This window comes from Millisia brevis NBRC 105863, assembly GCF_001552615.1.
GTDB classification, from domain to species: domain Bacteria; phylum Actinomycetota; class Actinomycetes; order Mycobacteriales; family Mycobacteriaceae; genus Millisia; species Millisia brevis.
Map to the genome: position 1 here is coordinate 78,844 of NZ_BCRN01000014.1, position 25,444 is coordinate 104,287.

The following is a 25,444-nucleotide window of genomic DNA, read 5'->3' on the forward strand; positions in this document are numbered from 1 at the left end:
GAGGGGCTACCGCAGGACTCGCACCTCGCCCAGGGCCGAGGTCACCACGACCTCGCCGTCCGGACCCACCGCGACGCCGGTCGCGTAGCCCGCGTCGTCGGGCAGGCCGACCGTCCACAGCGTGTCGCCGGTGGCGACGTCCAGGCCGACCAGCGCCTGCGAACCGGCGCCGCCGACCACCTGCAGCAGGGTGGAGTCGGCGACCGCCATGGCGCCGCGCTGGCTCAGGTCGTACCGATCCCAGGCCGATTCGAGGCTCTCGCCGGTATCGCGCAGTGCGCGCAGGTGGGTGTTGTCACCGGTGGACGGGATGATCAGGTGGTCGGCGGTCACCACCGGGGAGTCGGTGCCACCGACCGAGGGAATCGCCCAGCGCCGAGCGCCGGACTCGGTGTCGAAGGCCAGCAGGTTCCCGTCGGTGTCGGCCAGATAGACGGTGCCGGCGTCCGCGGACAGCACCGGACTCGACGACACCGCTGCCGGCAGCAGGTCCGACGACCACCGTTCGGTCAGCGTCGGGTTCGCTCCGCCCGTGTACTGCAGCGACACCAGCTGCGGGGCGATCGCGCCGGCCCGCCAGAGGACGAGATAGAGGGTTCCGGAGGTCGCGTCGAAGGCCGGCGCGGCAGCGACCGGGCAGGCGGCGCCTCCGTCCGCACAGTCCTGCACGCCGGCGGTCGGATCGCCGAATTCGACCGGGCCATCGGAGTAACTCGGCGATGGCAGCAGATCGAGGATCGGCATGCTGTGCTGTCCCGAGGTCGTATCGAGCACGTTGACCTGACCGATATGGGTGACCACCAGGACGTTGCCGTCCTTCAGATCAACCGCGGGGCGCGGCGTCCCGTAGACGCGGGCACTCCACCGGATTTGGCCGTGCTCGTTCATCGACCGGGACTCGCCCGCGAAGCCGGTGTAGACGTTCGCCACCGAGTCGGTGGTCGGCGGGGTGACCGCGGGGCCGAGGTTCGAACAGAAACGTTTGCGGCCGGACTCCATGTCGAGGCCGTAGAGATTGCAGTAGGGCGCGTCGACGGCGACGAAGATCTGGCCGGTCGAGGCGATCACCGCCGGGCTGGGCGTCGGCTCGCCGAAGGTGCGCGACCACGCGGTCTCCGGCGACACGATCGCCTCGCGGGCGACGGCCGAACTGTTGTGACCACCCGCTCCGGCGGAGAGCCAGGCGGCGCCCTCCGGCGGCTGCGGCGATCCCGAACAGGCGGCCAGGGCGGTCAACAGGACCACCGCGGCTGCCGACCGCACACCCCGACGACCACGATCAGCGGCGTATCGGTCGAACATCGGTCTCCGTCGTCGGGGCCACAGGCCGTTCGGTCATCGGCAGTCGGTCGTCGGCAACGGGGTGTCGACGGATGGACGCCGCGAGGGCGCCCCGAGGCAGACTATCGGCAACCCGCGACGTACTCGTCACGACCCGACACTCCCGGCCCGTCGAGGGGGCCTGCCCGGAGGGGCGATCCGGCCGCCTACTCTGACGGACCATGACGTCGATGTGGAATGCGCCACTGCACGAGCGGGTGCGATTCGCCCAGCGCGATCCCGAGCAGGCCCGGTTCCTGACGCTCGCCTCGCTGCAGTGGGTGCTGGCCAACAAGGCGTACACCCCCTGGTACCTGGTGCGGTACTTCCGGCTGCTGCGCTTCCGGCTGGCCAATCCGCACGTCATCCTGCGCGGGATGGTCTTCCTGGGCAAGAACGTCGAGATCCACGCGACACCCGGCCTGGCGCGGCTGGAGATCGGCCGGTGGGTCCACATCGGCGACGGCAACGCCATCCGCTGTCACGAGGGGTCGCTGCGCATCGGCGACAAGGTCGTCTTCGGCAAGGACAACGTCGTCAATACCTACCTCGACATCGAGATCGGGGAGTCGACGCTGGTCGCCGACTGGTGCTATATCTGCGACTTCGACCACCGCATGGACGACATCACCCTGCCGATCAAGGATCAGGGCATCGTCAAGGGACCGGTCCGCATCGGTCCCGATACCTGGGTCGCCGCCAAGGTGACCGTGCTGCGAGGCACGCGCATCGGGCGCGGCTGCGTGCTCGGCGCCCACGCGGTGGTGCGCGGCGATGTCGAGGACTACGGCATCGCCGTGGGCGCCCCGGCCAAGGTCGTGCGGAACCGCAAGGCGGACTGGGAGGCCGGGGCCGCCGACCGCGCCGCCTACGTCGTCGCCCTCGAGGACATCGCGCGCAAGAAGGCCGGTCTGCCCGCCACCGTCGACGCCGGCGTCAACGGCCGCCCCTGACCGAACGCCTCGCCGCGCTCCCGCCCCGCCCCACCCCGCCGCCTCCCGCCGCCGCCTCCCGCGAGAGTGCCGTTACCCGCGGTTCAATCGCAGTTTCCGTCACTCTCGCGAACCGGTTGACGGAGCAACGATGTGCGCGATGCGGTCGGTGGGGCGGGGGTCGACTGTTGGTACGAGGCAGTCTGTTTCGGCGGGTGCCGGCCGGGTTTTCGGTGCGAGGCCCCGCGCCGAGCGCCGGGACAGGGGCACCTCTAAGCTGCGCGCATGGCACAACTCCAGACCCACACCAGGCGGGTCGTCAAAGCCTTTCTGCAAGGCACGAGCGTGCGGGCGCTCAACGGGTCCATGGTCGCCTACGAGGGGGACGTGTCGTTCAAATCCGCCGGCTTCGGCGGAGGTGACGGCATCGCCGCCGGACTCAAGCGGCGGGTCGCGGGCGAAGGTCTGAAGTTGATGGAATGCAACGGAAACGGCGTGGTCTACTTCGCCGTCGACGGCCAGGAGGTCGTCGTGATCGACCTCAACAACGAGACGTTGTCGATCGAGTCCGAGCACCTGTTGGTCTTCGCCGGAAACCTGCGCACCGACGTGGCCTTCTCCGGAATGCACGGCATGGCCTCCGGGCAGGGCTTGGCCACCACGACGGTCACCGGTCAGGGGCAGGTCGCCATTCTCTCGTCCGGTGGTCCGTTGATCCACCTCGAGGTCACCCCGCAGACGCCACTGGTGGTCGATCCGGACGCCTTCGTCGCCGCTCGCGGGAATCTGCAGCAGTCGATCCGCACCGACGTCGGCTGGCGCAATATGGTCGGCCGCGGAAACGACGAGGCGTTCTCGATCCTGTGGCAGGGCTCGGGTGTGGTGTCGATTCAGCCGGCGGAACGGTAGGCGGGGCAATGGTTTTCGAGAAGGTCAACAGTAAGGTCGTCAGCGTCGACGTCGCCCGCGCCGGCGGCGTTGTCGCCCGCAAGGGAGCGATGCTCTTCTACCAGGGGGATCTCCAGTTCTCGCCGCACCAGGTCCCCGGCCTCGGACAGGGCGGCGGTGGCGGCGGTCTGATCCGGATGGCCACCCGCATGATGCAGGGCGAGCACGAGGCCACGATGCTCGCGCAGGGGCACGGGGCCGTGCACTACGGACTCGCCGGGCTCGAGGTGCACCCGATCGAGGTGGTCCCCGGCGCGGTGTTGACGATCGAGATGTCCCGGCTGCTGGCCCATACCGCGGGGCTCGGATCGTCGGTGGTCAGCGTCAATTCGTCCGGCGGCGGAGGTGGGGGTGGGCTCGGTGGCCTGCTTCGCGGGGCCGCGCAGGGCATGAGTTCCGGGACCGGCTTCTTCACCACCCAGCTGCAGGGCCACGGTGCCGCGGTGCTGCTGGGGCACGGCGGGGTTTTCGAGGTCACGGTGGGCAACCACCCCGTCGTCGTCGACCCGCAGGCATTTGTCGGCACCTACGGCAACGTCACCACCCGACTCAGCGCGGCGATCGGCTGGCGCGATGCCGTCGGCCGCGGATCCGGCGAGGCGATGCAATTGCAGTGTGCCGGGCAGGGTGTCGTTTTTGTGCAGGCCTCCGAAGAGAAACTGTGAGCGGCAATATGGACATTCTGAATCCCTCGATGCTCGGTACCGACAATGTGCCCGGCAATCACTACGCCTTCTCCATCGACATGAGCGGCAATCGCCCGTACATCATTCGCAATGGCGCCATGATCGCCTACTACGGGCAGATTCAGCTGACCGCGCTGCATCAGGGCATGTCCGGAAACATGATGCACATGATCGCCTCGACGTTCTCCGCTCCGCTGTACATGGGGGAGTACACCCTCGCCGAGGGGTTCGGGAAGCTGATCATCGGCGACCGCGGCTACAACATCAACTCCTTCGATCTGGACGACGGCAACCTGACGGTGCGGGCGGCGAACCTGCTCGGTTTCGATCCGGGGTTGAAGGTCAACCAGTCGATCGTCCCGGGCTACCTGACCCTGATCGGAACGGGGAAGTTCCTCGCATCCTCCAACGGTGAGGTCATCTTCGTCGAACCGCCGGTGCGGGTCGATCCGGAGGCCCTGATCGGCTGGGCGGACTGCCCGTCGCCGAGCCACCACTATGACCAGGGCTGGGTATCGAACTTCATGGCCGCCGGCGCCGCGCGTTTCGGAGTGAACAGCGGCGAGGAGCGGCAGTTCGACTTCACCGGCGCCGGAACGGTTCTCGTGCAGTCGAGCGAGAAGGTCATCAACGACTGGGCGACGGTGCGGATGATCGAGAGCCAGATTCACGGCCTGTCCGCCGGTGGTCTGCAACGGATCATGGGGGTAATCCAGACCAAGCTGGGGGAGAACCGGTAGGTCCGTCCTGGTGCGGGGTGGGCGGCGGATTGGTTGGGCCTGCGCGCCGACTTGGTCCCCTCCGGAGGTCGGCCGGGTCTGGCAGTCAGCGGTCAGCGGTCAGCGGCGAACGACAATGGCAGGTTGCAGGTTATGGACCTTCCAGGTCCGGGTTGGGATCCTCCACGCGAATCTCGAGGATCACGCCCGCTCCATACCTGTCGGGAAAGAATAGGCGACCGTCTGCGTCGGCGAACTTGAAGTACGCGATTGACGAGCCGGCAAGCACATGAGCCCGACATTCCACCCGCAGATCGACCGTCTCTCCAGGGGCAGTGTCCGGAACGGGAGTCGAACGAGGCGAGTGAATCTGGCCCACGGCGCCCGTCGAGCCTTGTCTTCGCAAATATCGTCCCACCCACGGGACCGACCCTGAATTGCGGACGCGCCAGATCTTGATAAACGGATGCATCGGTGCCATGACGGTTCCGTCCGGAATGGTCACGTCACTTACCCACTCGGAGGCATCGCCGTCGAGTGGGTAGTCCGATGCATCAACCGAACTCGCCACCCGCTCCTCGATCGTCCGGCCTCGCTTCTCGCGATCATCCGCCAGGATGTCCTCGTAGAGCGCGAGCAGGAGACCGCCAGCGTCCAGATTGTGGTCCCACCCGATCACTACACGCTCGCTCGGTACCGTCAGACCGCGTTCCGCATGGCTGATCGTCGTCTGGGAGCACCCGAGACGGGTTGCGGCCTCTGCCTGGGTTCGACACCCCTTCGATTTGCGCAAGACCCTCAGCTGATAGCCGAATCGTTCGCGCGGTGTCAAATGGCTGTTCGATTTTTCCGGCCGTCCAGAGTGCCTCGACCCCATAGTGCCTTCCTCGAAGAATATTGCCTCTCGCCACTAAATCGGGAACCCACTGATCCTGTTCGTATCTGAGAAACTCTGCCGCCGAGCACGGCGGCCTCACGAAGTGCACGAAGGGATCGCGATGAACAGATTACTGATGGCGTTGGCCATCCTCATGATGACTGTTGTGTCTACTCTGGGTCTGGCCGGGCAGGCTTCGGCGGCACCGACCTCCGGTGACCCGCTGAGCACAGGTTGCGCGAACGGTGCGCAGACGATATGGCAACAGCAGGTGCTAGGTGGCGGGACCATCCAGGTTCGCTACAGCCCTGCATGCGGCACCAATTGGGTCAGGATCAGCGGCGCAACCAATCGCCAGAGTGAGGCCGGGATCTACTCGGCGCGCACCGGCTGGCGCTATTCTCCTTCGTATGGGCGCAGCCCCAGTACGTACTGGACTCCAATGGTCTGGGCCCCAGGCAGCGAATGCGTGTTCTTCTACGCGAAGATCCAACCGGTCAATGGAGCCCTCTACGACACGGGCCAGAAGAAGCTCTGCTGATCCGCTCCCAGTCCGACGGTAGAGTGGGTCCCGCCAAGTCGGGGTTCACTCCACCGTCGCACTCGGCTCGATCACACTCGGTAACGTGCCACGTCCCGACCGTACTGGGTCGTCGAAACCTCGTCCGACAGGCTCAGGCGGTCGCGCCAACCTTCGTCGCCTCCGGAATCTCGACCAGGCGCCCGGTGGTCACGTCGTAGACGTAGCCGTAGATCGGGATGCGCGCCGGCACCAGCGGGTGATTGCGGATGCGGCGCACATCGTCGACGACGGCACCTGCCTGGTCGGAGATGGTCAGCCAGTCGATGTACGCGGCTTCCTGCGAGCCCGGGCCGGTGCCGACGTCGTGGAAGCCCGTCTCATCGAGGGCCGCGGTCTCCAGGCTGTTGGCGAGCAGGCCGCGGATCACCTCGTCGGTGAAAAACTCCATGCCGCAGTCGGAGTGGTGGATGACGAACCACTCCTTGGTGCCCAGCAGCTTGTAGGAGATCACCAGGCTGCGGATCGCGTCGTCGCTGGCCCGGCCGCCCGCATTGCGAATCACGTGCGCGTCGCCCTCCGACAGGCCGGCGTACTTCGCCGGGTCGAGGCGGGCGTCCATGCAGGTGAGGATCGCGAACCCGCGGGCCGGTGGCAGCGCGAGCGATCCCCGTTCCCCGAACTCCGCGGCGTAGGTGTCGTTGGCGGCAAGGACTTCGGGCAAAACAGACATGAGCGACCTTCGGGGATGCGTGAGCGAGGTGGTGCCGGGGCGGCGCCAGCCCAGCTTTTCGGCGGTGACGGGCCGCGTCCAGGTTTTCGAGCCTGCCGCGCGGAAGGCTTGCGGGGGTCCTGCGGTCGCCGTCATTGCCCGAGGGCGGGCTCGACGGTGAAGCCCCCGGCGAGGGCGGTCACGATGGTCGGCGGCGTCAGCACGACCAGCCGGGTATCGGCGGCGGGTGTCGCGATCGGCGCATAGCCGCGCTCCGGATCCCACCGATGCATACCGCTGTCCCAGAGCAGGGCGGGCTGTCCGGCGTGGACGACGAAAGCGCCGTCCGGGAGCGATCCGATGACGGCCACCTGCCGTTCGGCACCGGTGCGCTGCTCGTGCAGCCGGCGATCGATCGCGGCAACCGACGTGGTCACGGCGAATCCGGCGGCCACCTTGAAGTCGCGCAGTCGGTGGTGCTGACATTCGCCGCAGGGCCGGTGACCGGCCGCGAGGGCATGCGTCTCGTCGAAGAAGAACAGCTCGGTATAGCGCCGTCCGGGTTCGCGGAAGACCCGCCGGCGCCCGTTGAAGTCGAGCCTGCAGTAGATCCAGGCGCGGCTCGCCCACGGGCGTCGACCGGGATCATCGGGCAGCGGTCCGCCGCGATTGCCCATCCACCGCCCGCGGTAGGGCGCGCGAACGATCGTTGCGTCCGGCGCGACCCGATTGCGATGCGGCATTCCTCCGGCCCGTCTCAGGGCACGATCAGGGCCTTGACCACCCGCTGGGCGGCGACGTCGTCGAGGGCGGCCTGGGCATGCGCGAGGTCGTATTCGGCGCTGATCAGCTCGGTCCAGGGGAATTGGTCGGCGTAGCGGGACATCACGCGCACCGAGCGGTAGACGTGGCCGGCGTCGCTGCCCCAGCAGCCGCGGACGTCGAGGTGCTTGCGGTTGAGGTCGAGGTGCGGGTTGAACGTCGCCGAACCGGTGTCGGTGTACTGGCCGACGACGACGTACCGCCCGGCGTCGCGGGTCAGGCGCATGCCCTCGGGCACCGCGGCGGGTACGCCGGTGGCCTCGATGGTGATGTCGGCCCCTCGCCCACCGGTCAGATCCCGGATCGCTTCGAGCCGTTCCGCTTCCGTGGTCGACGCGATATCGATGGTGGTGTCCGCGCCGAAGGTGCGGGCGGCGGCCAAACGGACCTCGGGTCCGCCGATCACGATCACGCGTCCGGCGCCGCGCAACTGCGCCAGCGCCGCGGCCGACAGCCCGACCGGCCCGGCGCCCTGCACGACCACGGTATCCCCGAAGTCGATCTCGGCCAGGGTCACCGCGTGCAGCGCGGTCGGCATCCCGCAGCCCGCGGCGAGGAAGGCGCGCCAGTCGAGGTTCTCCGGCAGCGGCACGATGTGCACCCCGGCGCGCAGATGGATGTACTGCGCCCAGCCGCCGAGCAGACCGTCGTCGGCGGACAGGGTGATGCCGTAGACCTTCCGATACGGGCACCGCGTCGTCGCATGCCCCACCGTGCAGTACCAACACCGCCCGCAGGTGCCGTAGACGTCGAGGAAGGTCACCACCTGCCCGACCTCGACCGGCCGCCCGTCGACATCCAATGGCGCCGCGCCGGGGCCGATCTCGTCGATCACCCCGACGCTGACATGCCCCGGAATGATCGGATACGGCACCCCGGACAGCTGACCCTTCGCCAGGTGGGTATCGGTCCCGCAGACCTCGCTGCCGAGGGTCTTCAGCAGCACCGCGCCCGGCTCGAGGACCGGCCGCTCGAAGGTGCGCAACTCGATCGGCCGGTGCGGCTGCGGCATGACGGCGGCGGAGATCATCGCGGGCCTACTTTACGAGTTGTGTTGTCGGTCAGGGAATATCGCGCTCGGGAAGCGGGCGCTCGATCACGGTGGGGCGCGGCAGCGGCTCGCGGACCCGCCGCTTGGCGCCGCGCAGGACACCGACGGTCGCTTCGGCGACGGTGCCCCAGTCGAAGTCCTCCTCCAGCCGGTCGCGGGCGGCGCGCGCCATGTCGGTCGCGGCGGCCGGGTCGTCGAGCGTTGCGGTCACCGCCGCGGCGAGCCCGACGGCGTCACCGGGGGTGAAGGTGCGACCGGTCCGGCCGTCGATCACCGCTTCGGCCAGCCCGCCGGTGCGGGCCGCGATCACCGGGGTGCCGGCGGCCGCCGCTTCGAGCGCCACCAGGCCGAACGGCTCGTAGCGGCTCGGTACGATCAGCGCGTCGGCGCGGTGCAGGTGATCGAGAATGGCAGCGCGGTCCAGGATTCCGGTGAACTCCACCGCCCGAACCACCCGGTGGCGTCGGACGATCTCCCGCAGCCACGTCTCCTGGGTGCCGCCGCCGACGATGGTCAGCGTCGTGCCGGGGTAGGCCCGCCGGATGCGGGGGAGCGCGGCGATCGCGTCGTGGATGCCCTTCTCGTATTCGAGGCGCCCCACGAACAGCAGCCGCGGCGGGCCGGTGCGTCCGCGGCGTTCCCGGTAGGGCCAGGCGTCGGGTTCGATTCCGTTGTGGATCAACACCACCGGGGCATGGAACGGCCCGAACAGGCGGGTGATCTCGTCGCGCATCGACTCCGAGCAGACGATCAGGGCGTCCGATTCGTTGGCCAGCCACCACTCGATCGAGTGGACCTGCCGATTGATCCGGCCCGATACCCACCCGCTGTGCCGGCCCGCTTCGGTGGCGTGGATGGTCGACACCAGCGGCACATCGTAGAACTCGGCCAACGCGATCGCCGGATGGGCGACGAGCCAGTCGTGCGCGTGGACGACATCCGGATGCCAGCCGTCACCCAAACCTGGCTTCCCCAAAGCGATTCCGGCGCGCACCATCGCGTGGCCCATCGCGAGCGTCCACGGCACCATATCGGAGCCGAACTCGAAGACCGGGGGATCCTCGGCCACCGCGACCACCAGGACGCCCTCGTCGAAGTGCGCGGTGGTCGGGTGGGTTGTGGCGTCGGTACCGGTCGGACGGCGGGTCAACACCACCACCTCGTGACCGGCGGCGGCCGCCGCGGTCGCCAGGTGCCCCACGTGTCGACCCAATCCGCCGACGACCACCGGCGGGTACTCCCAGGACACGAGCAGGATGCGCATCGCTCACTCCCTCATTCGAGTCGATCGGCGGTACGGCGCAGGGCAACCGCGTCGCTCGGTGCGAGGCGGCGGGCATCGAGACCCGGGAACGGGCCGTCGGCCACCTGCCATCGGGTCGCGACATCGCAGGCCCGTTCCGATGTTGCCCGCAAAGCGGTTTCGGCGATCTCGCGGGCGGCGTGCGCGTGGGTGCGGGCGCGATCGCGGGCATAGCTCGCGGCGCTGTCCTTGCTGACCATGAACGCCCAGTCGCTCGAGACCGCCAGAACCAGTTCGCGCACGATCTGATCGCGCACCCGGTCGCGCAGCAGCACGCCGTCGCGGTGGCGTGCGGTGTGGTGCTCCTTGTCCAGGATCGCCATCGTCTCGGTCACCACCGAGGCGTTCAGATCGACCAGGTCCGTCACCTGCGGGCCGTTCCACACCCGCCAGTCCTTGCCGGACCCCCAGGAGCTGTCCGCCAGCTCGAAGGGCGCGCCGACGTAGCCGGCGGTCGCGGCATCGGCGAGGGTGCCGACCTCGATCCCGGCGGCCGGCAGCGCCCGCAGCACCCGTTCGAGCCAGACCGGACCCTCGTGCCACCAGTGGCCGAACAGTTCGGTGTCGAAGGCGGCGACCACGTGGGCGGGGCGCCCGATCCGCTCGGACTCGGCGATCAGCCGGCCGCGCACCGTGTTCACGAAGTCGGCGACATGCCGGTCGACGGCGGCGTCGGCGCGGGCCGGGTCGTAGGCGGCCTTGTCCGCCGAATCGACCGTGCGTCCGGTGACCCGGGCCGGCTTGATGCCGGTCATGTGGTCGTAGGTGTGGAAGTCGCGGTAGTCGGCATGCCCCGGATATCCCGACTTCGGTGACCAGACGCGGTAGCTGACCGTCAGGTCGCGGCCGAAGGCCAGTACCCCCGAGTTGCGCACCGGACGGGCCAGGGACGTATCGCCGTGCAGCGCCGGGCCGTCGACCATGAACCGTTCGACGCCCGCCCGCGCGTAGCCGTGCTCCATGCCGACCCGATAGCCGCATTCCGGCGCCCAGATGCCGGTCGGCCGGGTCCCCCAGTGCTGCTGGGCGGTTCGCAGGCCTTCGTCCAACGAGAAGGCGCGCAGCCGGTCATCCAGCAGGGGTTGGAAGGGGTGGGCGAGGGGACCGCCGAGCAGTTCGACGGTGCCCGCGTCGATCAACGGTCGCAGGACCGGCGACAGGCCGTGCCGCCAGCGGCCCTCGAACTCGTCGAGCGCCGCGGCCGCACGGCGACATTCGTAGGCCGCGATCGACCGGGTGCGCGGATCGGGGGAGTCGATCGCCTCGCGGCTGCGCAGCGCCCAGTCGCCCAGCCAGTGGTGCATGCCGCGCAGGCAGTGCGGGTCGTCGAGCTGTTCGGCGAGGATCGGCGTGATCCCCAGCGAGATCGGCGCCGCGGTCTCGTCGCCGGACATCCGGTCGAGCACCCGCAGCACCGGCAGGTAGCAGTCCGCCCAGGATTGGTAGAGCCACTCCTCGCCGACCGGCCACCGGCCGTGGTGGGCCAACCAGGGCAGATGCGAATGCAGGACCAGGGTGAACAGGCCGGGGACGCGGTCGCCCATCAGCGACCCGTCGGCCGGTGGGCGACGGTGAGCAGGTCGAGGCTGGTGGGCAGATCGGTACCGGTGATCGCGAAATCGGCCGTGGTGACGCCGGCGACGTCGGCCACCAGGTCGTCCGGCCAGGGCTCGCCGGCGAGCGCGCGTTCGAGCTGCGCGTCGATGATCGACCCGCCGTGCCGGGCGTCGAGCCGGGCCAGGGTCGGAGCGTGCCGCACGCCGAGCTCCTCGGCGACCGCGAAGCCCGCCTCGATCAGCAGCTCGGTCAGCTCCTCGGGAGCCAGTTCGCGGGTATGGAAGGGGTTGAGCGGCGTATCGCGGCCGGGGGAGAAGGTCAACCGGTTGGGGGTGCTGACGATCAGCGAGCCGCCGGGACGCAGGACGCGCAGGCATTCGCGCAGGAAGCCGACCTGATCCCAGAGATGTTCGATCACTTGGAGATTGACCACCACGTCCACCGCGTCGTCCGGCAGCGGCAGACCGGCGAGGTTGCCGCGCACCGGGTGCACCCGCGGGTAGACCTCGCGGATGTGGGCGATGGCACTGCGGTCGTAGTCGAGCGCGATCACCCGCTCGGCGACGTCGGCGATCATCGCCGCGCCGTAGCCCTCACCGGCGCCGGCCTCGAGGACCCGCGCGTCTCGGCACCGCTCGAGCAGCCACTCGTAGACGACCTCGTGGCGGCGGAACCAGTAGTTCTCCTCGGGGATGCCCGGAATCGTCCGTTCGCCGGTCAGCGGCAACGACCAGTCGCCCGTGGCGGACACCACCGCCGTCCCGATCCCGAGGTCGGCGTCGTCGACCCGATCGATCGAGAACGTGTTCCCGTTTTTGGGGTCGCTCATCCGGGTGACTCTAGTCGTACCGGCCAAAAGGGCGGCAGGCCCCGCTGTCGGCAATGCCACACGCTAAGTTACTCACGAGTAACTTGGGATGGGGTAACGTCGCCCCAGATCGTCGCTCGAGTGATGCATCTCGCACCTCGGGTGTTCACACCCCGGGCGCTACCACCGACACAGGAGGTCGACGCAGACCCATGCCCAATATCGTTGTATTGATCAAGCAGGTTCCGGATACGTGGTCCGAGCGCAAGCTTTCCGATGGCGACTTCACTCTTGACCGTGAGGCGGCGGACGCGGTCCTCGATGAGATCAACGAGCGCGCCGTCGAAGAGGCCCTGTTGATCAAGGAGCGCGACGGCGGCGAGGTCAAGGTCGTCTCGGCCGGACCGGAGCGGGCCGGCGAGGCCATCCGCAAGGCCTTGTCGATGGGCGCCGACAGTGCGGTGCACATCAGCGACGAGGCGCTGCACGGCTCCGACGCCATCCAGACCGCCTACGCCCTGGCGGCGGCCCTCGGCCAGGTCACCTTCGAGGACGGGGAGTCCGCCTCCCTGGTCATCGCGGGCAACGAGGCCACCGACGGTCGTGTCGGCGCGGTCCCGGCGATCATCGCCGAGTACCTGGGCCTGCCGGCGCTGACCCAGGTCCGCAAGGTCGAGATCTCCGGCACCACGATCACCGCCGAGCGCGAGACCGACGAGGGCGTCTTCGGCCTCGAGGCCGAGCTGCCCGCCGTGGTCAGCGTGACCGAGAAGATCAACGAGCCGCGCTTCCCCTCCTTCAAGGGGATCATGGCGGCCAAGAAGAAGCCGGTGCAGACCCTGACCCTGGCCGATATCGGCGTCGACCCGAGCATCGTGGGCGTCGCCAATTCGAGCACGCAGGTTGTCTCCTCGACGCCGAAGCCCCCGAAGGCTGCCGGTGAGAAGGTCGCGGACGACGGTGACGGCGGCATCAAGATCGCCGAGTACCTGATCGCGCAGAAGATCATCTAGCGCCCGTCCGCCCAGCTCACCGCACTTCACTCACACGGAAAGAACTAGAGGAATGGCTGAAGTACTCGTTCTCGTCGAGCAGGCCGACGGGGCACTGAAGAAGTCGACGGCGGAACTGTTGACCGCCGCACGCGTCCTCGGCGAGCCGTCCGCGGTCGTCGTCGGGGCCCCCGGCACCGCCGATCCGTTGGTCGAGGCCCTCACCGCGGCAGGCGCCGAGAAGATCTACGTCGCCGAGTCGGCGGAAGTCCCGCAGTACCTGATCACCCCCAAGGTCGGCGCGCTCGCCGGACTGGTCGAGGGTGTCGCCCCCGCCGCGGTGCTGACCTCCGCGACGATCGAGGGCAAGGAGGTCGCCGGTCGGCTGGCCGCCCGCCTCGGCGCCGCGCTGCACAGCGACGTTGTCGGCATCGAGGGTGACGGCAAGACCCTCTACTCGATCTTCGGCGGCGCGTTCACCGTCGAGGCCGCGACCGCCAACGACGCCGCGCCGGTGATCTCGCTGCGCCCCGGTGCGATCGAGGCGGCCCCGGCCGCCGGCGCCGGCGAGCGTGTCGACATCGAGCTCCCCGACTTCTCCGAGGCCGCGGTCAAGATCACCTCGTCCGACCCGATCGTCGGTGGCGATCGCCCGGAACTGACCGAGGCATCGGTCGTCGTCTCCGGTGGTCGTGGCGTGGGCAGCGCCGACAACTTCGCGGTTGTCGAGTCCCTGGCCGACGCCCTCGGCGGTGCCGTCGGTGCCTCCCGCGCGGCGGTCGACTCCGGCTACTACCCGGGCCAGTTCCAGGTGGGTCAGACCGGCAAGACCGTCTCCCCGCAGCTGTACATCGCGCTGGGTATTTCCGGCGCCATCCAGCACCGGGCCGGCATGCAGACGTCCAAGACCATCGTCGCGGTCAACAAGGACGAAGAGGCCCCGATCTTCGAGATCGCCGACTACGGCATCGTGGGCGATCTGTTCAACGTCGCCCCGCAGCTGACCGAGCAGGTCAAGAAGCACAAGGGCTGATCGGCCGACACGCCGATCGACATCGATCGACACCGATCCCCGCGATCGGTCGCCGCGGACCCGGGTCTCCTCGACCCGGGTCCGCGGTCGTTTCCGGACCCCGCGGCGGCGTGCGCACCGGGCGTGATCGGGATCCCCGCAGGCCCGGGCGGTACCCTGGACCGGCTATGACCGGAAATCCCGCACAATCCCGGGGCGCCGAATCCTCGGCGATCTACCTCGACCACGCCGCGACCACCCCGATGGTCCCCGCGGCCGTCGAGGCGATGGTCGACGTCATGGCTCGGGTGGGCAACGCCTCGTCGGTGCACGGGGCCGGTCGCGCGGCGCGCCGCCGCCTGGAGGAGGCGCGTGAATCGATCGCCCGGGATCTCGGTGCCCGCCCGTCCGAGGTGATCTTCACCACCGGCGGCACCGAGAGCCTCAACCTCGCGCTCAAGGGGATCTTCTGGGCGCGCCGTGACGCCGACCCGCGCCGTCGACGCATCCTCGCGAGCAGCGTCGAGCATCACGCGGTCATCGACACCGTCGAATGGCTGGTCGCGCACGAGGGCGCCGAGGTCACCTGGCTGCCCGTCGACGCGCGGGGAGTGGTCACACCCGAGACCCTGGCCGCCGAATTGGCGGCACACGCGGACGAGATCGCCCTGGTGACGATCATGTGGGCCAACAACGAGGTCGGCTCGATCATGCCGATCGCCGAACTCGCCGAGCTGACCCGCGCCGCCGGCATCCCGTTCCACACCGACGCCGTGCAGGCGGTCGGCATCCTGCCGGTCGACTTCGGCTCCGGAGCCTTCTCCGCCCTGTCGTTGACCGCACACAAGTTCGGCGGGCCGACCGGGGTCGGTGCGCTGCTGCTGCGCCGCGATGTCGCCTGCGTGCCGCTGCTGCACGGGGGCGGCCAGGAGCGCGACGTGCGTTCCGGCACTCTCGACGTCGCCGGCGCCGCATCGATGGCCGCGGCCCTGCACCAGGCGGTCGACCGCCGGGAGGCCGCGGCCGCCGAACTGTCCCGCCTGCGCGATGCGTTGATCGCCGGGATCGTACGGGTGGCTCCCGACGCGGTGATCAACGGCCCGCTGACCGATCGACTGCCCGGGAACGTCCACGTGTCGTTCCCCGGGTGTGAGGGAGATTCGTTGTTGATGTTGCTCGACGCCGCCGGGGTCGAGGTCTCGACCGGCTCCGCGTGCACCTCCGGTGTCGCGACCCCGAGCCACGTGCTGTCCGCGATGGGTATCGAGCGTGCCGCGGCGCGCGGTTCCCTGCGACTGTCGCTCGGCCACACCTCGACCGACGCCGATGTCGCCGGCGCGGTGGCGGCCCTGCCGTCGGTGCTGGCGCGGGCCCGGGCCGCCGGTCTCGCCGCGGTGGGAGGTCGATGATGCGCGTTCTGGTGGCGATGAGTGGTGGCGTCGATTCCTCGGTCGCGGCCGCCCGCCTGGTGCGCGCCGGGCACGACGTGGTCGGCGTTCATCTCGCCCTGTCGACCGTCGCCGGCGCCCTGCGCACCGGCTCGCGCGGGTGCTGCACGCGCGAGGACGCCGGCGATGCCCGCCGGGTGGCCGATCTGCTCGGGATCCCCTTCTACGTCTGGGATTTCGCGGACCGGTTCAAGGAGGACGTCATCGACGACTTCGTCGAGTCCTATGCCGCCGGCGAGACGCCGAACCCCTGCCTGCGCTGCAACGAGAAGATCAAGTTCACCGCGCTCGCCGACCGGGCCTATGCGCTCGGCTTCGAGGCGGTCGCCACCGGGCACTACGCCCGACTGGCGGACGGGAAGCTGCGGCGCGCGGTCGACGCCGACAAGGACCAGTCCTATGTGCTGGGTGTCCTGGACGCGCAGCGACTTTCGCGGGCGATGTTCCCCATCGGTGACACCCCCAAGCCGCAGATCCGCGCGGAGGCAGCGGAACTCGGCCTCGCGGTCGCCGACAAGCCGGACAGCCACGACATCTGCTTCATCCCGTCCGGCGATACCCGCGCCTTCCTCGGCGCTCGCATCGGGCTGCGGCCCGGCGCCGTCGTCGACGACCGCACCGGCGCCCCGCTGGCGGAACACTCCGGCGTGCACGGGTTCACGATCGGCCAGCGTCGCGGCCTCGGCCTGGCCGGCCCCGGTCCCGATGGCGGCGCGCGGTACGTGACCGGCATCGACGCGGACACCGGAACGGTCCGGGTCGGTTCGGCCGATCGTCTCGACATGTGGTCGATCGAAACCGGTCCCGCGGTGTGGGCGATCGCAGACGGAGCTCCGGACGAGTCGATCGATTGCCTCGTTCAGGTGCGCGCGCACGGTGCGCCGGTCGAGGCGACGGTCTCGGTGACCGAGGACGGCGGCCTGCTCGCCCGACTGCACACGCCGATCCGCGGCGTCGCGCCCGGCCAGGCGATGGTGATCTATCGGCCGGACGTCGACGGCGACATCGTGCTCGGCAGCGGCACCATCCGCGTGGCCCGGCCCGCGGAATCGGTCGCGGCACGGTGACCGAGGCGCCGATACTCGATGGTCCGCCGACGGCGTCGGGAGTCGGCTCCTGGCCCGGCACCGATCCGCTGGCCGCCGCCGAGGTGATCCTCGGCGAACTCGACCGCCTGCCCTATCTGCCGGAGTTGCCGGCGCGCGGTATCGGTGCCGACATGATCGGCCGGTGCGCCGCGGTGCTGGTCGACATCGAATTCGACACCTCGACCACCGGATATCGGGTGGCGTCACGGCCGGGCCCGGTCGGTCGGCGCGCCCGCGACCTGCTCTCCCGCGACCTCGACGCCTTCGAGGAAGCCCTGGAGAAGGCCGGCGGCATCGGCGGCCGCGAGCGACCGACGCTCAAGGTGCAGTGGGCCGGGCCCTGGACGCTGGCCGCCACCCTCGAGCTGAGCGGCGGCCACCGCGTCCTGACCGACCGCGGCGCCGCCCGGGACATCGCCGCGTCGCTGGCCGAGGGCATCGCCGAACACAGCGCCCGGCTCGAGAAGCGCTTCGGCGTCTCGGTGGTCGTCCAACTCGACGAACCGGAACTGCCGTCGGTGCTGGCGGGCTCGCTCGGGGCGGTCAGCATCCTCGACTCGGTGGCCGCGGTCCGCGAGCCCCGGGTACAGGACGTCCTCGAGACCGTCATCGCGCGTATCGGTCGGCCAGTGGTGCTGCATTGTTGTGCGCGAAGGGATTCCACGCCCGACTCGCGGGTCGGCGGGGTTCCGTTCGCGCTGCTGGGGCGCACCGGTGCCGCCGGTATCGGCTTCGATGCCACCGGCCTGACCACCGAGGACCTCGACGGGGTCGCCGAGGTGGTCGACGGCGGTACCCGCCTCTTCCTCGGGTTGGTGCCCTCGACCGCCCCGGCGCGTCCGGCGGACTGGAAGACCGTCGTGCGTCCGGCCCTCGACCTGGTCGACCGCATCGGATTTTCGCGCACCCTGCTCGGTACCGCCGTCGACGTCACCCCCACCTGCGGCCTGGCCGGGGCGACGACCGCCTGGGCGCGGCGGGCCACCGACCTGTCGGTCGAGGTGGCGCGGGCGCTCGCCGAGGAACCGGAAACCCTCGGTCGCTGAACCGGGGCTCGCACGGGTCGCGGGCGGTCGGCGTTCGGGAAAGACGTCGGAGGCGTCCGTTAACCTGCCTGAGTGAGCGATCCCGACGTGTCCGCAGCCGCCGGACCGGTCCCGGAAGCCGGTGACCTGCCCGACGATGTGCGCCGTGAGTGGCAGGACGTGGCCGACGAGGTGCGCGGCCACCAGTTCCGGTACTACGTCAAGGACGCACCGGTCATCAGTGACGGTGAGTTCGACGCGCTGCTCGGACGCCTGCAGGACCTCGAGGATCGCTATCCCGGGCTGCGGGTGCCCGATTCGCCGACCAAGCTGGTCGGCGGCGGATTCGCGACCGAGTTCACCACCGTCGACCACATCGAACCGATGCTCAGCCTCGACAACGTCTTCTCCGAGGACGAGATGCGCGGCTGGGTCGAGAAGGTCACCCGCGAGGTCGGCGGCTCGGACCTGCACTTCCTCTGCGAGATCAAGATCGACGGCGTCGCGCTGTCGCTGGTCTACCGCGACGGTCGGCTCGTGCGCGGCGCCACCCGCGGCGACGGCCGCGCGGGGGAGGACGTCACCCTCAACGCACGCACCATCGAGGACATCCCCGAGGTGCTCACCGCGTCGGACGAGTACCCGACGCCGAGCCTGTTGGAGGTGCGCGGCGAGGTGTTCTTCGAACTCGCCGACTTCGAGGCCCTCAACGCCTCGCTGACCGCGGAGGGCAAGGCGCCGTTCGCCAATCCCCGCAACTCCGCCGCCGGGTCGCTGCGCCAGAAGAACCCGGCGGTGACCGCCCGTCGCCGGCTGCGGATGACCTGCCACGGCCTCGGCGCCGCGGAAGGCTTCGATCCGGCCTCGCAGCACGAGATCTACCTGGCCTTCGCCGCCTGGGGGCTGCCGGTCTCGCGCCACACCACCCGCGAGAAGGGGATCGACGGCGTCCTCGATCGGGTGCGGTACTGGCACGAGAATCGGCATTCGATCGAGCACGAACTCGACGGCCAGGTGGTCAAGATCGACGAGATGGCGCTGCACCGCCGCCTCGGCGCGACCTCGCGGGCACCCCGGTGGGCGATCGCCTACAAGTATCCGCCCGAGGAGGTCACCACCAAGCTGCTCGACATCCGGGTCAACGTCGGGCGCACCGGCCGGGTCACCCCGTTCGCCTATATGGAACCGGTCCTGGTGGCCGGCTCGACGGTCGGCCTGGCCACCCTGCACAACGCCGAGGAGGTCGAGCGCAAGGGCGTGCTGATCGGCGACACGGTGGTCATCCGCAAGGCCGGCGACGTGATCCCCGAGGTGGTCGGCCCGGTGGTCGACCTGCGCGACGGCACCGAACGCCCCTTCGTCATGCCGGCGAACTGCCCGGAATGCGGCACCCCTCTGGCGCCGTCGAAGGAGAGCGACGTCGACATCCGCTGCCCGAACGCGCGCAGCTGCCCCGCCCAATTGCGGGAGCGGGTCTTCCACGTCGCCGGACGCGGCGCCTTCGACATCGAAGGCCTGGGCTACGAGGCGGCGACCGCCCTGCTCAAGGCCGAGGTGATCACCGACGAGGGCGATCTGTTCGGGTTGACCGAGGACGACCTGCTGCGCACCGACCTGTTCACCACCAAGGCCGGGGCCGTGTCGGCCAACGGGGCGAGGCTGCTGGCGAACCTGCACGCGGTGCTCGACCGGCCGCTGTGGCGGGTGCTGGTGGCCCTGTCGATCCGGCACGTCGGACCGACCGCGGCCCGGGCGCTGGCCGCGGCCTTCGGCAGCGTCGAGGCGATCCGGGCGGCGACCGAGGAACAACTCGCCGATACCGAGGGGGTCGGGCCGACGATCGCGCACGCGGTGATCGACTGGTTCACCGTCGACTGGCACAACGAGATCGTCCGCAAATGGGCCGAGGCCGGCGTCCGCATGGCCGACGAGCGGGATGCGTCGATCGATCGCAACCTCGAGGGCCTGTCGATCGTGGTGACCGGGTCGTTGCGCACGTACTCGCGCGACGGGGCCAAGGAGGCGATCCTGCAGCGCGGCGGCAAGGCGGCCGGTTCGGTGTCGAAGAAGACCGCCTTCGTGGTGGTCGGCGACGCCCCGGGATCGAAATACGACAAGGCGGTCTCGCTCGGCGTACCGGTGCTCGACGAGGACGGGTTCACCGTCCTGCTCACCGAGGGGCCGGAGGCGGTGACCCCGCTGCCGACCGAGGAGCCGGAGGCGCTCATCCCGCCGCCGAGCGCGCAGCCGTCCGCCGAGTCCGCCGGGTCGGCTGGGTCGGCGGAGGATGCGCCGGCCGGGGAGGCGCCGCCGGAGGGACAGGTCGACACCGAGCAGTCCACTCCCGCCGACGGGTAGCATTGCCGGGGAAGGTATTCGGCTGCCGGTATCTCGGCGGTGGTGTGTGACCGGAACGTGAGGTGACCGATGACCGCGGGTGCGGAGCTCGATCCGACCGCGGTCGAGGTGGGCAACTTCCTGCCGCATCCGCCGGAGGCGGTATGGCGGATGCTGTCCGAGGCGGAGCTGCTCGAACGATGGCTGTTGCCGTCCAACGGATTCGATACCCGGGTCGGGGCGCACTTCGTCTTCACCCTGCCGCCGCCGCGGGTGGGGGAGATCGCCTGTGAGGTGCTCGACTGTCGGCCGGTCGAACAGTTGACGATCACCTGGGTCGACCTGCGCGCGGATCAGCCCGCCCGGTGGGTTCTGGACTGGACCCTGCGCGGCGAGGGGCGAGGCAGCCGACTACTGGTGACGCACAGCGGATTCGATATCACCGACCGTCGGCAGAAGATGGCGCGCAATGCGATGGAACGCGGCTGGCGGGCTACCTTCGCGCCGCTGCGGGCGGTGCTGGACAGCGGCGCCGCCGACGGCTGAGCCTGTGACCGAGCGCCGGGGGTGACGCGTCAGCCGTGCTCGATCGCCCGGCCGAGGGCCCGGATGAACCCTCCTGCAGCGGTTTCCGGTAGTCGGGCGTAGCCGACCACGATGCCCGGCGGCTGCCGGTTCGGGCTGTAGCGGGCGAGGCCGGAGACCAGAAAGCCGCCGGCCTCCAGACCGTCGAGTACCTCGCGTTCGGAGCGTGCGGGCGCCCCGGCGCCACCCTCGGGTAGCAGCAGCGTGCAATGCAGTCCGGCGGCGGCGCCCACCACCCGCACCGCCGGCAGCCGAGCGTGCAGCGGCTCGATCAGGGCTCGTCGCCGCGCGGCGTAGGTGCGCATCGCCCGCGCCCGATGCCGAGCCAGCGCCCCGGTGGTGATCAGGTGGGTCAACGCCCGCATGGCGGGACCGGAGACGTCGGTCAGCTCCCGGGCGCCGGGCGGATCGAGAGTCCCGGCCGGCGCCACCACCCACGCCACCCGCATCTCGGGGGTGAGGATCTTCGAGGTGGTGCCCAGATAGATCACCCGATCGGCACCGCTGTGCATCGTCCGCATCGCCGGCAGCGGGGTTGTGTCGTAGCGGAACTCGCCGTCGTAGTCGTCCTCGATGATCAATCCGCCGGTGGCGTGCGCCCATTCGAGCAGGCGGCGCCGCCGATCGAGGGTCAGCGGCACCCCCAGCGGATACTGGTGCGGGGGTGTGACGTACACCGCGTCGACCCCGTTCGGGATGCGGTCGACCACCAGCCCGTCGTCATCCACCGGCACCGGGACCACCCGCATCCCGTGATGGGCGAACTCCCTGAACGCCTCCGGATAGCCGGGATCCTCCATGGCGATCGTTCGACCGGCCAGCCGGGACGAGACGGCCAGCGCCGCACAGGCCGCCGAGACGCTCGGCATCAGGGTCACCAGATCCGGATCGGCGGTGATCCCGCGAAAGGTCCGAAGATGTTCGAGCACCGCCACTTTGGCCGCGGCCGGCGCGTGGCCGGTCGGCTGCAGGTCGGTGACCTCCGCCGTTGCGGCCCGCCAGGCACGACGCCATTGCGGGCGATCGATCAGGCCGATATCCGGTACCCCCGGCCGAAGATCGAGGACCGGTCGTCCCGACCGAAGCGGGATGTCCGGGATCGAGGGATCGTCGTCGGCGACGGCGGGCACCGCGGTGCGCGCTCCCGCCCGAGCGAGGGCGCCGGCGCCCGGCGCCACCCAGGTGCCACCGCCGGGTCGACTGGTCAGCACCCCGGCACCGGTCAACGATTCGTACGCCGCGACCACCGCGGAGCGGGCGAAGCCGTGGGTTCCGGCCAGGGTGCGGGTGGCCGGGAGTCGGTCGCCGTCGAGGAGCAGACCATCGGCCAGCGACCGCCAGATCAGATCCGTCGGCGACTCCGGGCCACCGCTGCCGCCCGACGGGTCGCCGGGCAGGGGAAGGGCTGCGGTCACCGCCGAGGTACGCACCCTCCCACCATAGTGGTCTCGAGGTATCGCTGCTTTGTGGTCTGGCAGGACGACCGCATTACCGGGAAGGTGGTGATATGAGCACACAGCCACGCCAGTTGACCCGCAAGAAGGATCGCGGGCTGACCGACCGCACCGAGTTGTACGACATCCTCGACTCGACCCTGGTGGGGACGTTGACCACCGTCGATGCGGACGGTCTGCCGGTGTCGGTGCCGGTGCTCTACGCCCGCGACGGCGATCGCATCCTCGTGCACGGATCTACCGGCGCCGGAGCCTTCCGTCGGGCCGCCCATGGTGCGCCGGTGGCCTTCTGCGTCGCCGAGATGGATGCCCTCGTCGTGGCGGCCACCCTCTTCGACTCCTCCGCGAACTACCGATCCGCCGTGGTCAACGGGGTCGCGCGGACCCTCGACGGCGACAGTGCGGTCGTCGCCCTGACCACCCTGAGCGAGGTCCTGCTGCCCGGCCGGACGACCGAGGTGCGCGGTCACCTGCCCAAGGAGGTCGCCGCCACCCTGGTGCTCGCCCTGGACATCGTCGACGGCGAGTGGACCGCCAAGCGCCGGGTCGGCGGAGCGGGCGACGGGCCCGAACCAGGGGTCTGGCGCGGTGTGGTGCCGGTGGTGCGGGGCTGGGGTGCCCCGATCGCCGAGGCCGGCACCGACGCGGAGGTGCCCGCCTCCGTGCGCGACCTGATCGCCGGCTGACCGGACGCCGCGTCAGCTCGCGGCGCTGGCGGCGGTACCGGCGGACGCCCGCAGAATCGAGTCGAGGATCTCCCCGGAGCGGATGGCGATATTCGACAACAACGACGACGACATGCCGTGGGTGTGCTCGGTGCCGCCCTGCAGGTAGATGCCGCCCGACGTCGGACGGCGGGTGACCAGTCGGTAGTCGCGGGTGACCGCCGGCGCGCCCGGGTGACGGTCGTCGTAGAGGTCGCCGAGCAGGCCGCCGAGTGGCATCGGGCGGAAGCCGGTGGCGTAGACGACCGCGTCGCAGGTCAGCACGTCGGTGTGCCGGGTGGGGCCGTGTCGGACGGTCAGATCCACCCCGGCGTCGTCCGCGGCGATCGCCTCGACATCGGACGCGCCGCGCATGAACAGTCGGCGGTCGTCGGCGACCCGTTCGGCGTACTCCCGCCGGTACAACTCCTCGATCAGCGGCAGGTCGACGCAGGAGTAGTTGGTCGAGCGGTGGTAGCTCAGCAGGCGTCGGCGCACCGGCTCGTCGGCGGCGTAGAAGTCGTCGACCGCGGCCGGGTCGAAGATCCGATTGGCGTACGGGCTGTCGTCGGCGGGGGAGTAGCCGTACCGCGCGAAGATCCCGTGCACCTCGGCATCCGGGAAGGTCTCGTGCAGGTGGGCAACAACTTCCGCCGCGCTCTGGCCCGCGCCCACCACCGCGAACCGCCGGTGGCGCTGCTCGGGAAGGGCCTCGAGGCGCTCGAGCAGACGATGGTTGTGGAAGACCCGGTCGGATTCGGTGATCCCGGCCGGCAGGTGCGGGACCAACCCACCGGCGACGACGACATGCCGTGCGCGCAGTGGTGTCTCGCCGTCCGCCGTCGCGACCTCGAAGAAGTCGCCACAATCCCGAATGGAGACAACCGATGTCGAGTAGCGCACGTCCGCCTCGACCTTGTCCGCCGCCCACCGCAGATAGTCGTGGAATTCCAGTCGGGTCGGGAAAAACGTTTGGTGATTGATGAATTCCGATAAACGCGACTTTTCGGACAAATAGTTCACGAAGGTGAAGGCGCTGGTGGCCGACCGCTGCGTCGCGAGATCCTTGAGGAACGAGATCTGCATGGTCGTCCCCGGCAGCAGCATGCCGGTATGCCAACCGAACTCGCTCTTCGACTCGACGAAGGCGGCGCGGATGCGGCGGTCGCCGGTCCGGTCGACGTCGGCATTGTGTTCGGCGACCGCTATCGCCAAACCCAGGTTGGAGGGCCCGAATCCGAGTCCGACGATGTCGAACGGGTCGCGATCGGGATGATGAGCGACGGTGCCGCGGCCGGAAAGGGTGGCGGTCGAACTGACGGCTGGCATAGGGCCTTCCCGGTCGAGACGTCGAAACAGTAGCTATCGAGACAGTAGCTTAGGTTAGGCTACGTTCTGCTACTAAGTCGAGGCGAGGGCCGCATTCGTGTACAGGTCGGCGTCGGGACTGCCGCCTTCCTCGCGGGCCGTCGGCCGGCGGCTCAGCGGGCGAGATGCTCGTCGAGCAGGCGCCAGGTGGTGTCCGCGGCCGTCGGGCCGGTCAGGATGCCGAGATGGCCACCGGGCACCCGTTCGAACCGCACCGAGGTGCCGGTGAGCACCCGGGTGATCGCCTCGACCGCCGCGGCCGGGGCGATCGCGTCCGCGTCACTGCCGATCGCGAGGACCGGCGGCGTGATCGCCGCCAGATCGATCGTCCGGTCGCCGAGGTGCAGCGTTCCGGAATTGAGGTCGTTCGCGACGATCAGCCGCCGCCAGATCTGATCGAAGGCGCGACCGGGATAGCCGGGCATCGTGCCCATGAACCGGTCGACGGCGGCCAGATGCCGCATCTTGGCCTCGTCGTCGGCGTGCCGCAGGACGTAGAGCGGCCGTTCCAGCTCGCGGTTGATCGCCGAGAGGCGATACATCATCTGCACGCCCAGCGGGGGCACCCCACCCAGCAGTCGGCCGAGCCCGGCGACCACTCGGCCGCCGTCGATGCGCGCCGCGGTGCGGGCGGGGGCGAGTGCCGGGATGCGGCGATAGTCGATCGGGGTGCCCACCGCCGCGATCGAGCGGATCGGCAGGTCGGGATGGGCGGCGGCGGTCAGCAGGGACATTGTGCCGCCCAGGCTCCAGCCCACCACCGGCATCGGTGCGCCGCCGTGGTCCGCGGCGGTGGAAATCGCCCGCGGGATGATCCGATCGATCCAGTCCTCCAAGCCCATCCCGCGGTCCGCCGCGTCGACGTGACCGTAGTCGGCCAGGTAGACCGGATGGCCGCGGTCGACCAGGTGGGACAGCAAGCTGCACCCCGGTCGCAGATCGAAGGCGGACGCGGGCGCAGCGAGCGGCGGGATCAGGATCACCGGCGGCCGGGTCGCGGGACCGGCCGGTGCGTATCGATCGAGGCGCAGATGATGCTCGTCGATCAGGGTCTCGGTCGCCGGCCGCCGGGTCGGGGCCGGCAGCCGGCCGAAGAGTGCTGCGCGGGCGGTCCCGGCGGAGTCGCCACGCACGAACGGCACAGTTGTCATCGGTCACGCACCCCTTCGGCAGCGC

At 70.0% G+C, this 25,444-nt stretch carries 24 protein-coding genes and 1 pseudogene; 13 read left to right on the forward strand and 12 right to left on the reverse strand.

Features of this window, described 5'->3' with window-relative positions; translation table 11 throughout:
- Positions 1-6: 6 nt before the first annotated feature.
- Positions 7-1,263: an outer membrane protein assembly factor BamB family protein gene (locus tag MB1_RS18390; protein ID WP_169801698.1), complete on the reverse strand. Its 1,257-nt coding sequence runs from the start codon at positions 1,261-1,263 to the stop codon at positions 7-9.
- 239 nt (positions 1,264-1,502) lie between these two features.
- Here MB1_RS18390 and MB1_RS18395 point away from each other — a divergent pair, with 239 nt between their 5' ends.
- The 4 genes from MB1_RS18395 to MB1_RS18410 all read left to right on the forward strand — a co-directional run bounded on the left by MB1_RS18395 (position 1,503) and on the right by MB1_RS18410 (position 4,626).
- Positions 1,503-2,273 (forward strand): acyltransferase, encoded by a 771-nt coding sequence (locus MB1_RS18395; RefSeq protein ID WP_066910710.1) that lies wholly within the window; start codon positions 1,503-1,505, stop codon positions 2,271-2,273.
- 264 nt (positions 2,274-2,537) lie between these two features.
- Entirely contained in the window at positions 2,538-3,161 is a 624-nt protein-coding gene (locus MB1_RS18400) for an AIM24 family protein (protein ID WP_066910713.1), read from the forward strand.
- An 8-nt stretch (positions 3,162-3,169) separates the two neighbouring features.
- Positions 3,170-3,865 carry an AIM24 family protein gene (locus tag MB1_RS18405; protein WP_066910716.1) on the forward strand — a complete coding sequence of 232 codons (696 nt, stop codon included), beginning with the start codon at positions 3,170-3,172 and terminating at the stop codon, positions 3,863-3,865.
- A gap of 8 nt (positions 3,866-3,873) precedes the next feature.
- Complete coding sequence (locus MB1_RS18410; protein ID WP_066910928.1) at positions 3,874-4,626, forward strand: AIM24 family protein; 753 nt, start codon at positions 3,874-3,876, stop codon at positions 4,624-4,626.
- Between the two features lie 130 nt (positions 4,627-4,756).
- On the opposite strand, the gene MB1_RS18415 is transcribed toward MB1_RS18410, so the two are convergent.
- The gene (locus MB1_RS18415; RefSeq protein ID WP_066910719.1) at positions 4,757-5,284 is read right to left on the reverse strand and encodes an NBR1-Ig-like domain-containing protein; all 528 of its coding nucleotides are present in this window, start codon (positions 5,282-5,284) and stop codon (positions 4,757-4,759) included.
- 6 nt (positions 5,285-5,290) lie between these two features.
- Positions 5,291-5,482, reverse strand: a pseudogene (locus MB1_RS26980) (helix-turn-helix domain-containing protein); the annotation flags it as partial.
- Between the two features lie 121 nt (positions 5,483-5,603).
- On the opposite strand from MB1_RS26980, the gene MB1_RS18420 reads away from it, so the two are divergent.
- On the forward strand, positions 5,604-6,023 hold the full coding sequence (locus MB1_RS18420; RefSeq protein ID WP_157084152.1) for a DUF2690 domain-containing protein: 420 nt from the start codon (positions 5,604-5,606) through the stop codon (positions 6,021-6,023).
- A 133-nt stretch (positions 6,024-6,156) separates the two neighbouring features.
- Here the strand turns inward: MB1_RS18420 and MB1_RS18425 are convergent, their stop codons facing one another.
- From MB1_RS18425 to MB1_RS18450, 6 genes are all read right to left on the reverse strand, one after another.
- The gene (locus MB1_RS18425; protein ID WP_066910725.1) at positions 6,157-6,735 is read right to left on the reverse strand and encodes a beta-class carbonic anhydrase; all 579 of its coding nucleotides are present in this window, start codon (positions 6,733-6,735) and stop codon (positions 6,157-6,159) included.
- Positions 6,736-6,866: 131 nt separating this feature from the next.
- On the reverse strand, positions 6,867-7,457 hold the full coding sequence (locus MB1_RS18430) for a hypothetical protein (RefSeq protein WP_066910728.1): 591 nt from the start codon (positions 7,455-7,457) through the stop codon (positions 6,867-6,869).
- 14 nt (positions 7,458-7,471) lie between these two features.
- Positions 7,472-8,566, reverse strand: coding sequence for a zinc-binding dehydrogenase (locus tag MB1_RS18435; RefSeq protein ID WP_066910731.1), 1,095 nt, complete (start codon positions 8,564-8,566; stop codon positions 7,472-7,474).
- A 31-nt stretch (positions 8,567-8,597) separates the two neighbouring features.
- The gene (locus MB1_RS18440; protein ID WP_066910735.1) at positions 8,598-9,851 is read right to left on the reverse strand and encodes a glycosyltransferase family 4 protein; all 1,254 of its coding nucleotides are present in this window, start codon (positions 9,849-9,851) and stop codon (positions 8,598-8,600) included.
- Positions 9,852-9,862: 11 nt separating this feature from the next.
- Positions 9,863-11,434, reverse strand: coding sequence for a 1,4-alpha-glucan branching protein domain-containing protein (locus MB1_RS18445; protein ID WP_066910738.1), 1,572 nt, complete (start codon positions 11,432-11,434; stop codon positions 9,863-9,865).
- Complete coding sequence (locus MB1_RS18450) at positions 11,434-12,276, reverse strand: class I SAM-dependent methyltransferase (protein ID WP_084352136.1); 843 nt, start codon at positions 12,274-12,276, stop codon at positions 11,434-11,436. Before MB1_RS18450 ends, MB1_RS18445 begins: the two co-directional genes overlap by 1 nt.
- Positions 12,277-12,467: 191 nt before the next feature.
- Here MB1_RS18450 and MB1_RS18455 point away from each other — a divergent pair, with 191 nt between their 5' ends.
- The 7 genes from MB1_RS18455 to MB1_RS18485 all read left to right on the forward strand — a co-directional run bounded on the left by MB1_RS18455 (position 12,468) and on the right by MB1_RS18485 (position 20,703).
- On the forward strand, positions 12,468-13,268 hold the full coding sequence (locus MB1_RS18455; RefSeq protein WP_066910741.1) for an electron transfer flavoprotein subunit beta/FixA family protein: 801 nt from the start codon (positions 12,468-12,470) through the stop codon (positions 13,266-13,268).
- A gap of 52 nt (positions 13,269-13,320) precedes the next feature.
- Positions 13,321-14,280, forward strand: a complete 960-nt coding sequence (locus tag MB1_RS18460; protein WP_066910744.1) for an electron transfer flavoprotein subunit alpha/FixB family protein — start codon at positions 13,321-13,323, stop codon at positions 14,278-14,280.
- 167 nt (positions 14,281-14,447) lie between these two features.
- Entirely contained in the window at positions 14,448-15,668 is a 1,221-nt protein-coding gene (locus MB1_RS18465; RefSeq protein WP_066910747.1) for a cysteine desulfurase family protein, read from the forward strand.
- Positions 15,668-16,774 (forward strand): tRNA 2-thiouridine(34) synthase MnmA, encoded by a 1,107-nt coding sequence (gene mnmA, locus MB1_RS18470; protein WP_066910750.1) that lies wholly within the window; start codon positions 15,668-15,670, stop codon positions 16,772-16,774. The genes MB1_RS18465 and mnmA overlap by 1 nt, the downstream gene beginning before the upstream one ends.
- Positions 16,771-17,841, forward strand: a complete 1,071-nt coding sequence (locus tag MB1_RS18475; RefSeq protein ID WP_066910753.1) for a methionine synthase — start codon at positions 16,771-16,773, stop codon at positions 17,839-17,841. Before mnmA ends, MB1_RS18475 begins: the two co-directional genes overlap by 4 nt.
- Before the next feature lie 87 nt (positions 17,842-17,928).
- Positions 17,929-20,178 (forward strand): NAD-dependent DNA ligase LigA, encoded by a 2,250-nt coding sequence (gene ligA / locus MB1_RS18480; protein ID WP_245650257.1) that lies wholly within the window; start codon positions 17,929-17,931, stop codon positions 20,176-20,178.
- Positions 20,179-20,247: 69 nt separating this feature from the next.
- A complete protein-coding gene (locus MB1_RS18485; RefSeq protein WP_066910757.1) occupies positions 20,248-20,703 on the forward strand; it encodes an SRPBCC family protein in 456 nt (151 codons plus the stop codon).
- A gap of 29 nt (positions 20,704-20,732) precedes the next feature.
- Here MB1_RS18485 and MB1_RS18490 read toward each other — a convergent pair whose 3' ends face one another.
- Positions 20,733-22,172 (reverse strand): aminotransferase-like domain-containing protein, encoded by a 1,440-nt coding sequence (locus MB1_RS18490; protein ID WP_066910760.1) that lies wholly within the window; start codon positions 22,170-22,172, stop codon positions 20,733-20,735.
- Between the two features lie 77 nt (positions 22,173-22,249).
- On the opposite strand from MB1_RS18490, the gene MB1_RS18495 reads away from it, so the two are divergent.
- Positions 22,250-22,882, forward strand: a complete 633-nt coding sequence (locus tag MB1_RS18495) for a pyridoxamine 5'-phosphate oxidase family protein (protein ID WP_066910763.1) — start codon at positions 22,250-22,252, stop codon at positions 22,880-22,882.
- 12 nt (positions 22,883-22,894) lie between these two features.
- Here MB1_RS18495 and MB1_RS18500 read toward each other — a convergent pair whose 3' ends face one another.
- Entirely contained in the window at positions 22,895-24,229 is a 1,335-nt protein-coding gene (locus MB1_RS18500) for a lysine N(6)-hydroxylase/L-ornithine N(5)-oxygenase family protein (RefSeq protein ID WP_084352140.1), read from the reverse strand.
- A 152-nt stretch (positions 24,230-24,381) separates the two neighbouring features.
- Positions 24,382-25,419 (reverse strand): alpha/beta fold hydrolase, encoded by a 1,038-nt coding sequence (locus tag MB1_RS18505; protein WP_084352142.1) that lies wholly within the window; start codon positions 25,417-25,419, stop codon positions 24,382-24,384.
- Positions 25,420-25,444: the final 25 nt, after the last annotated feature.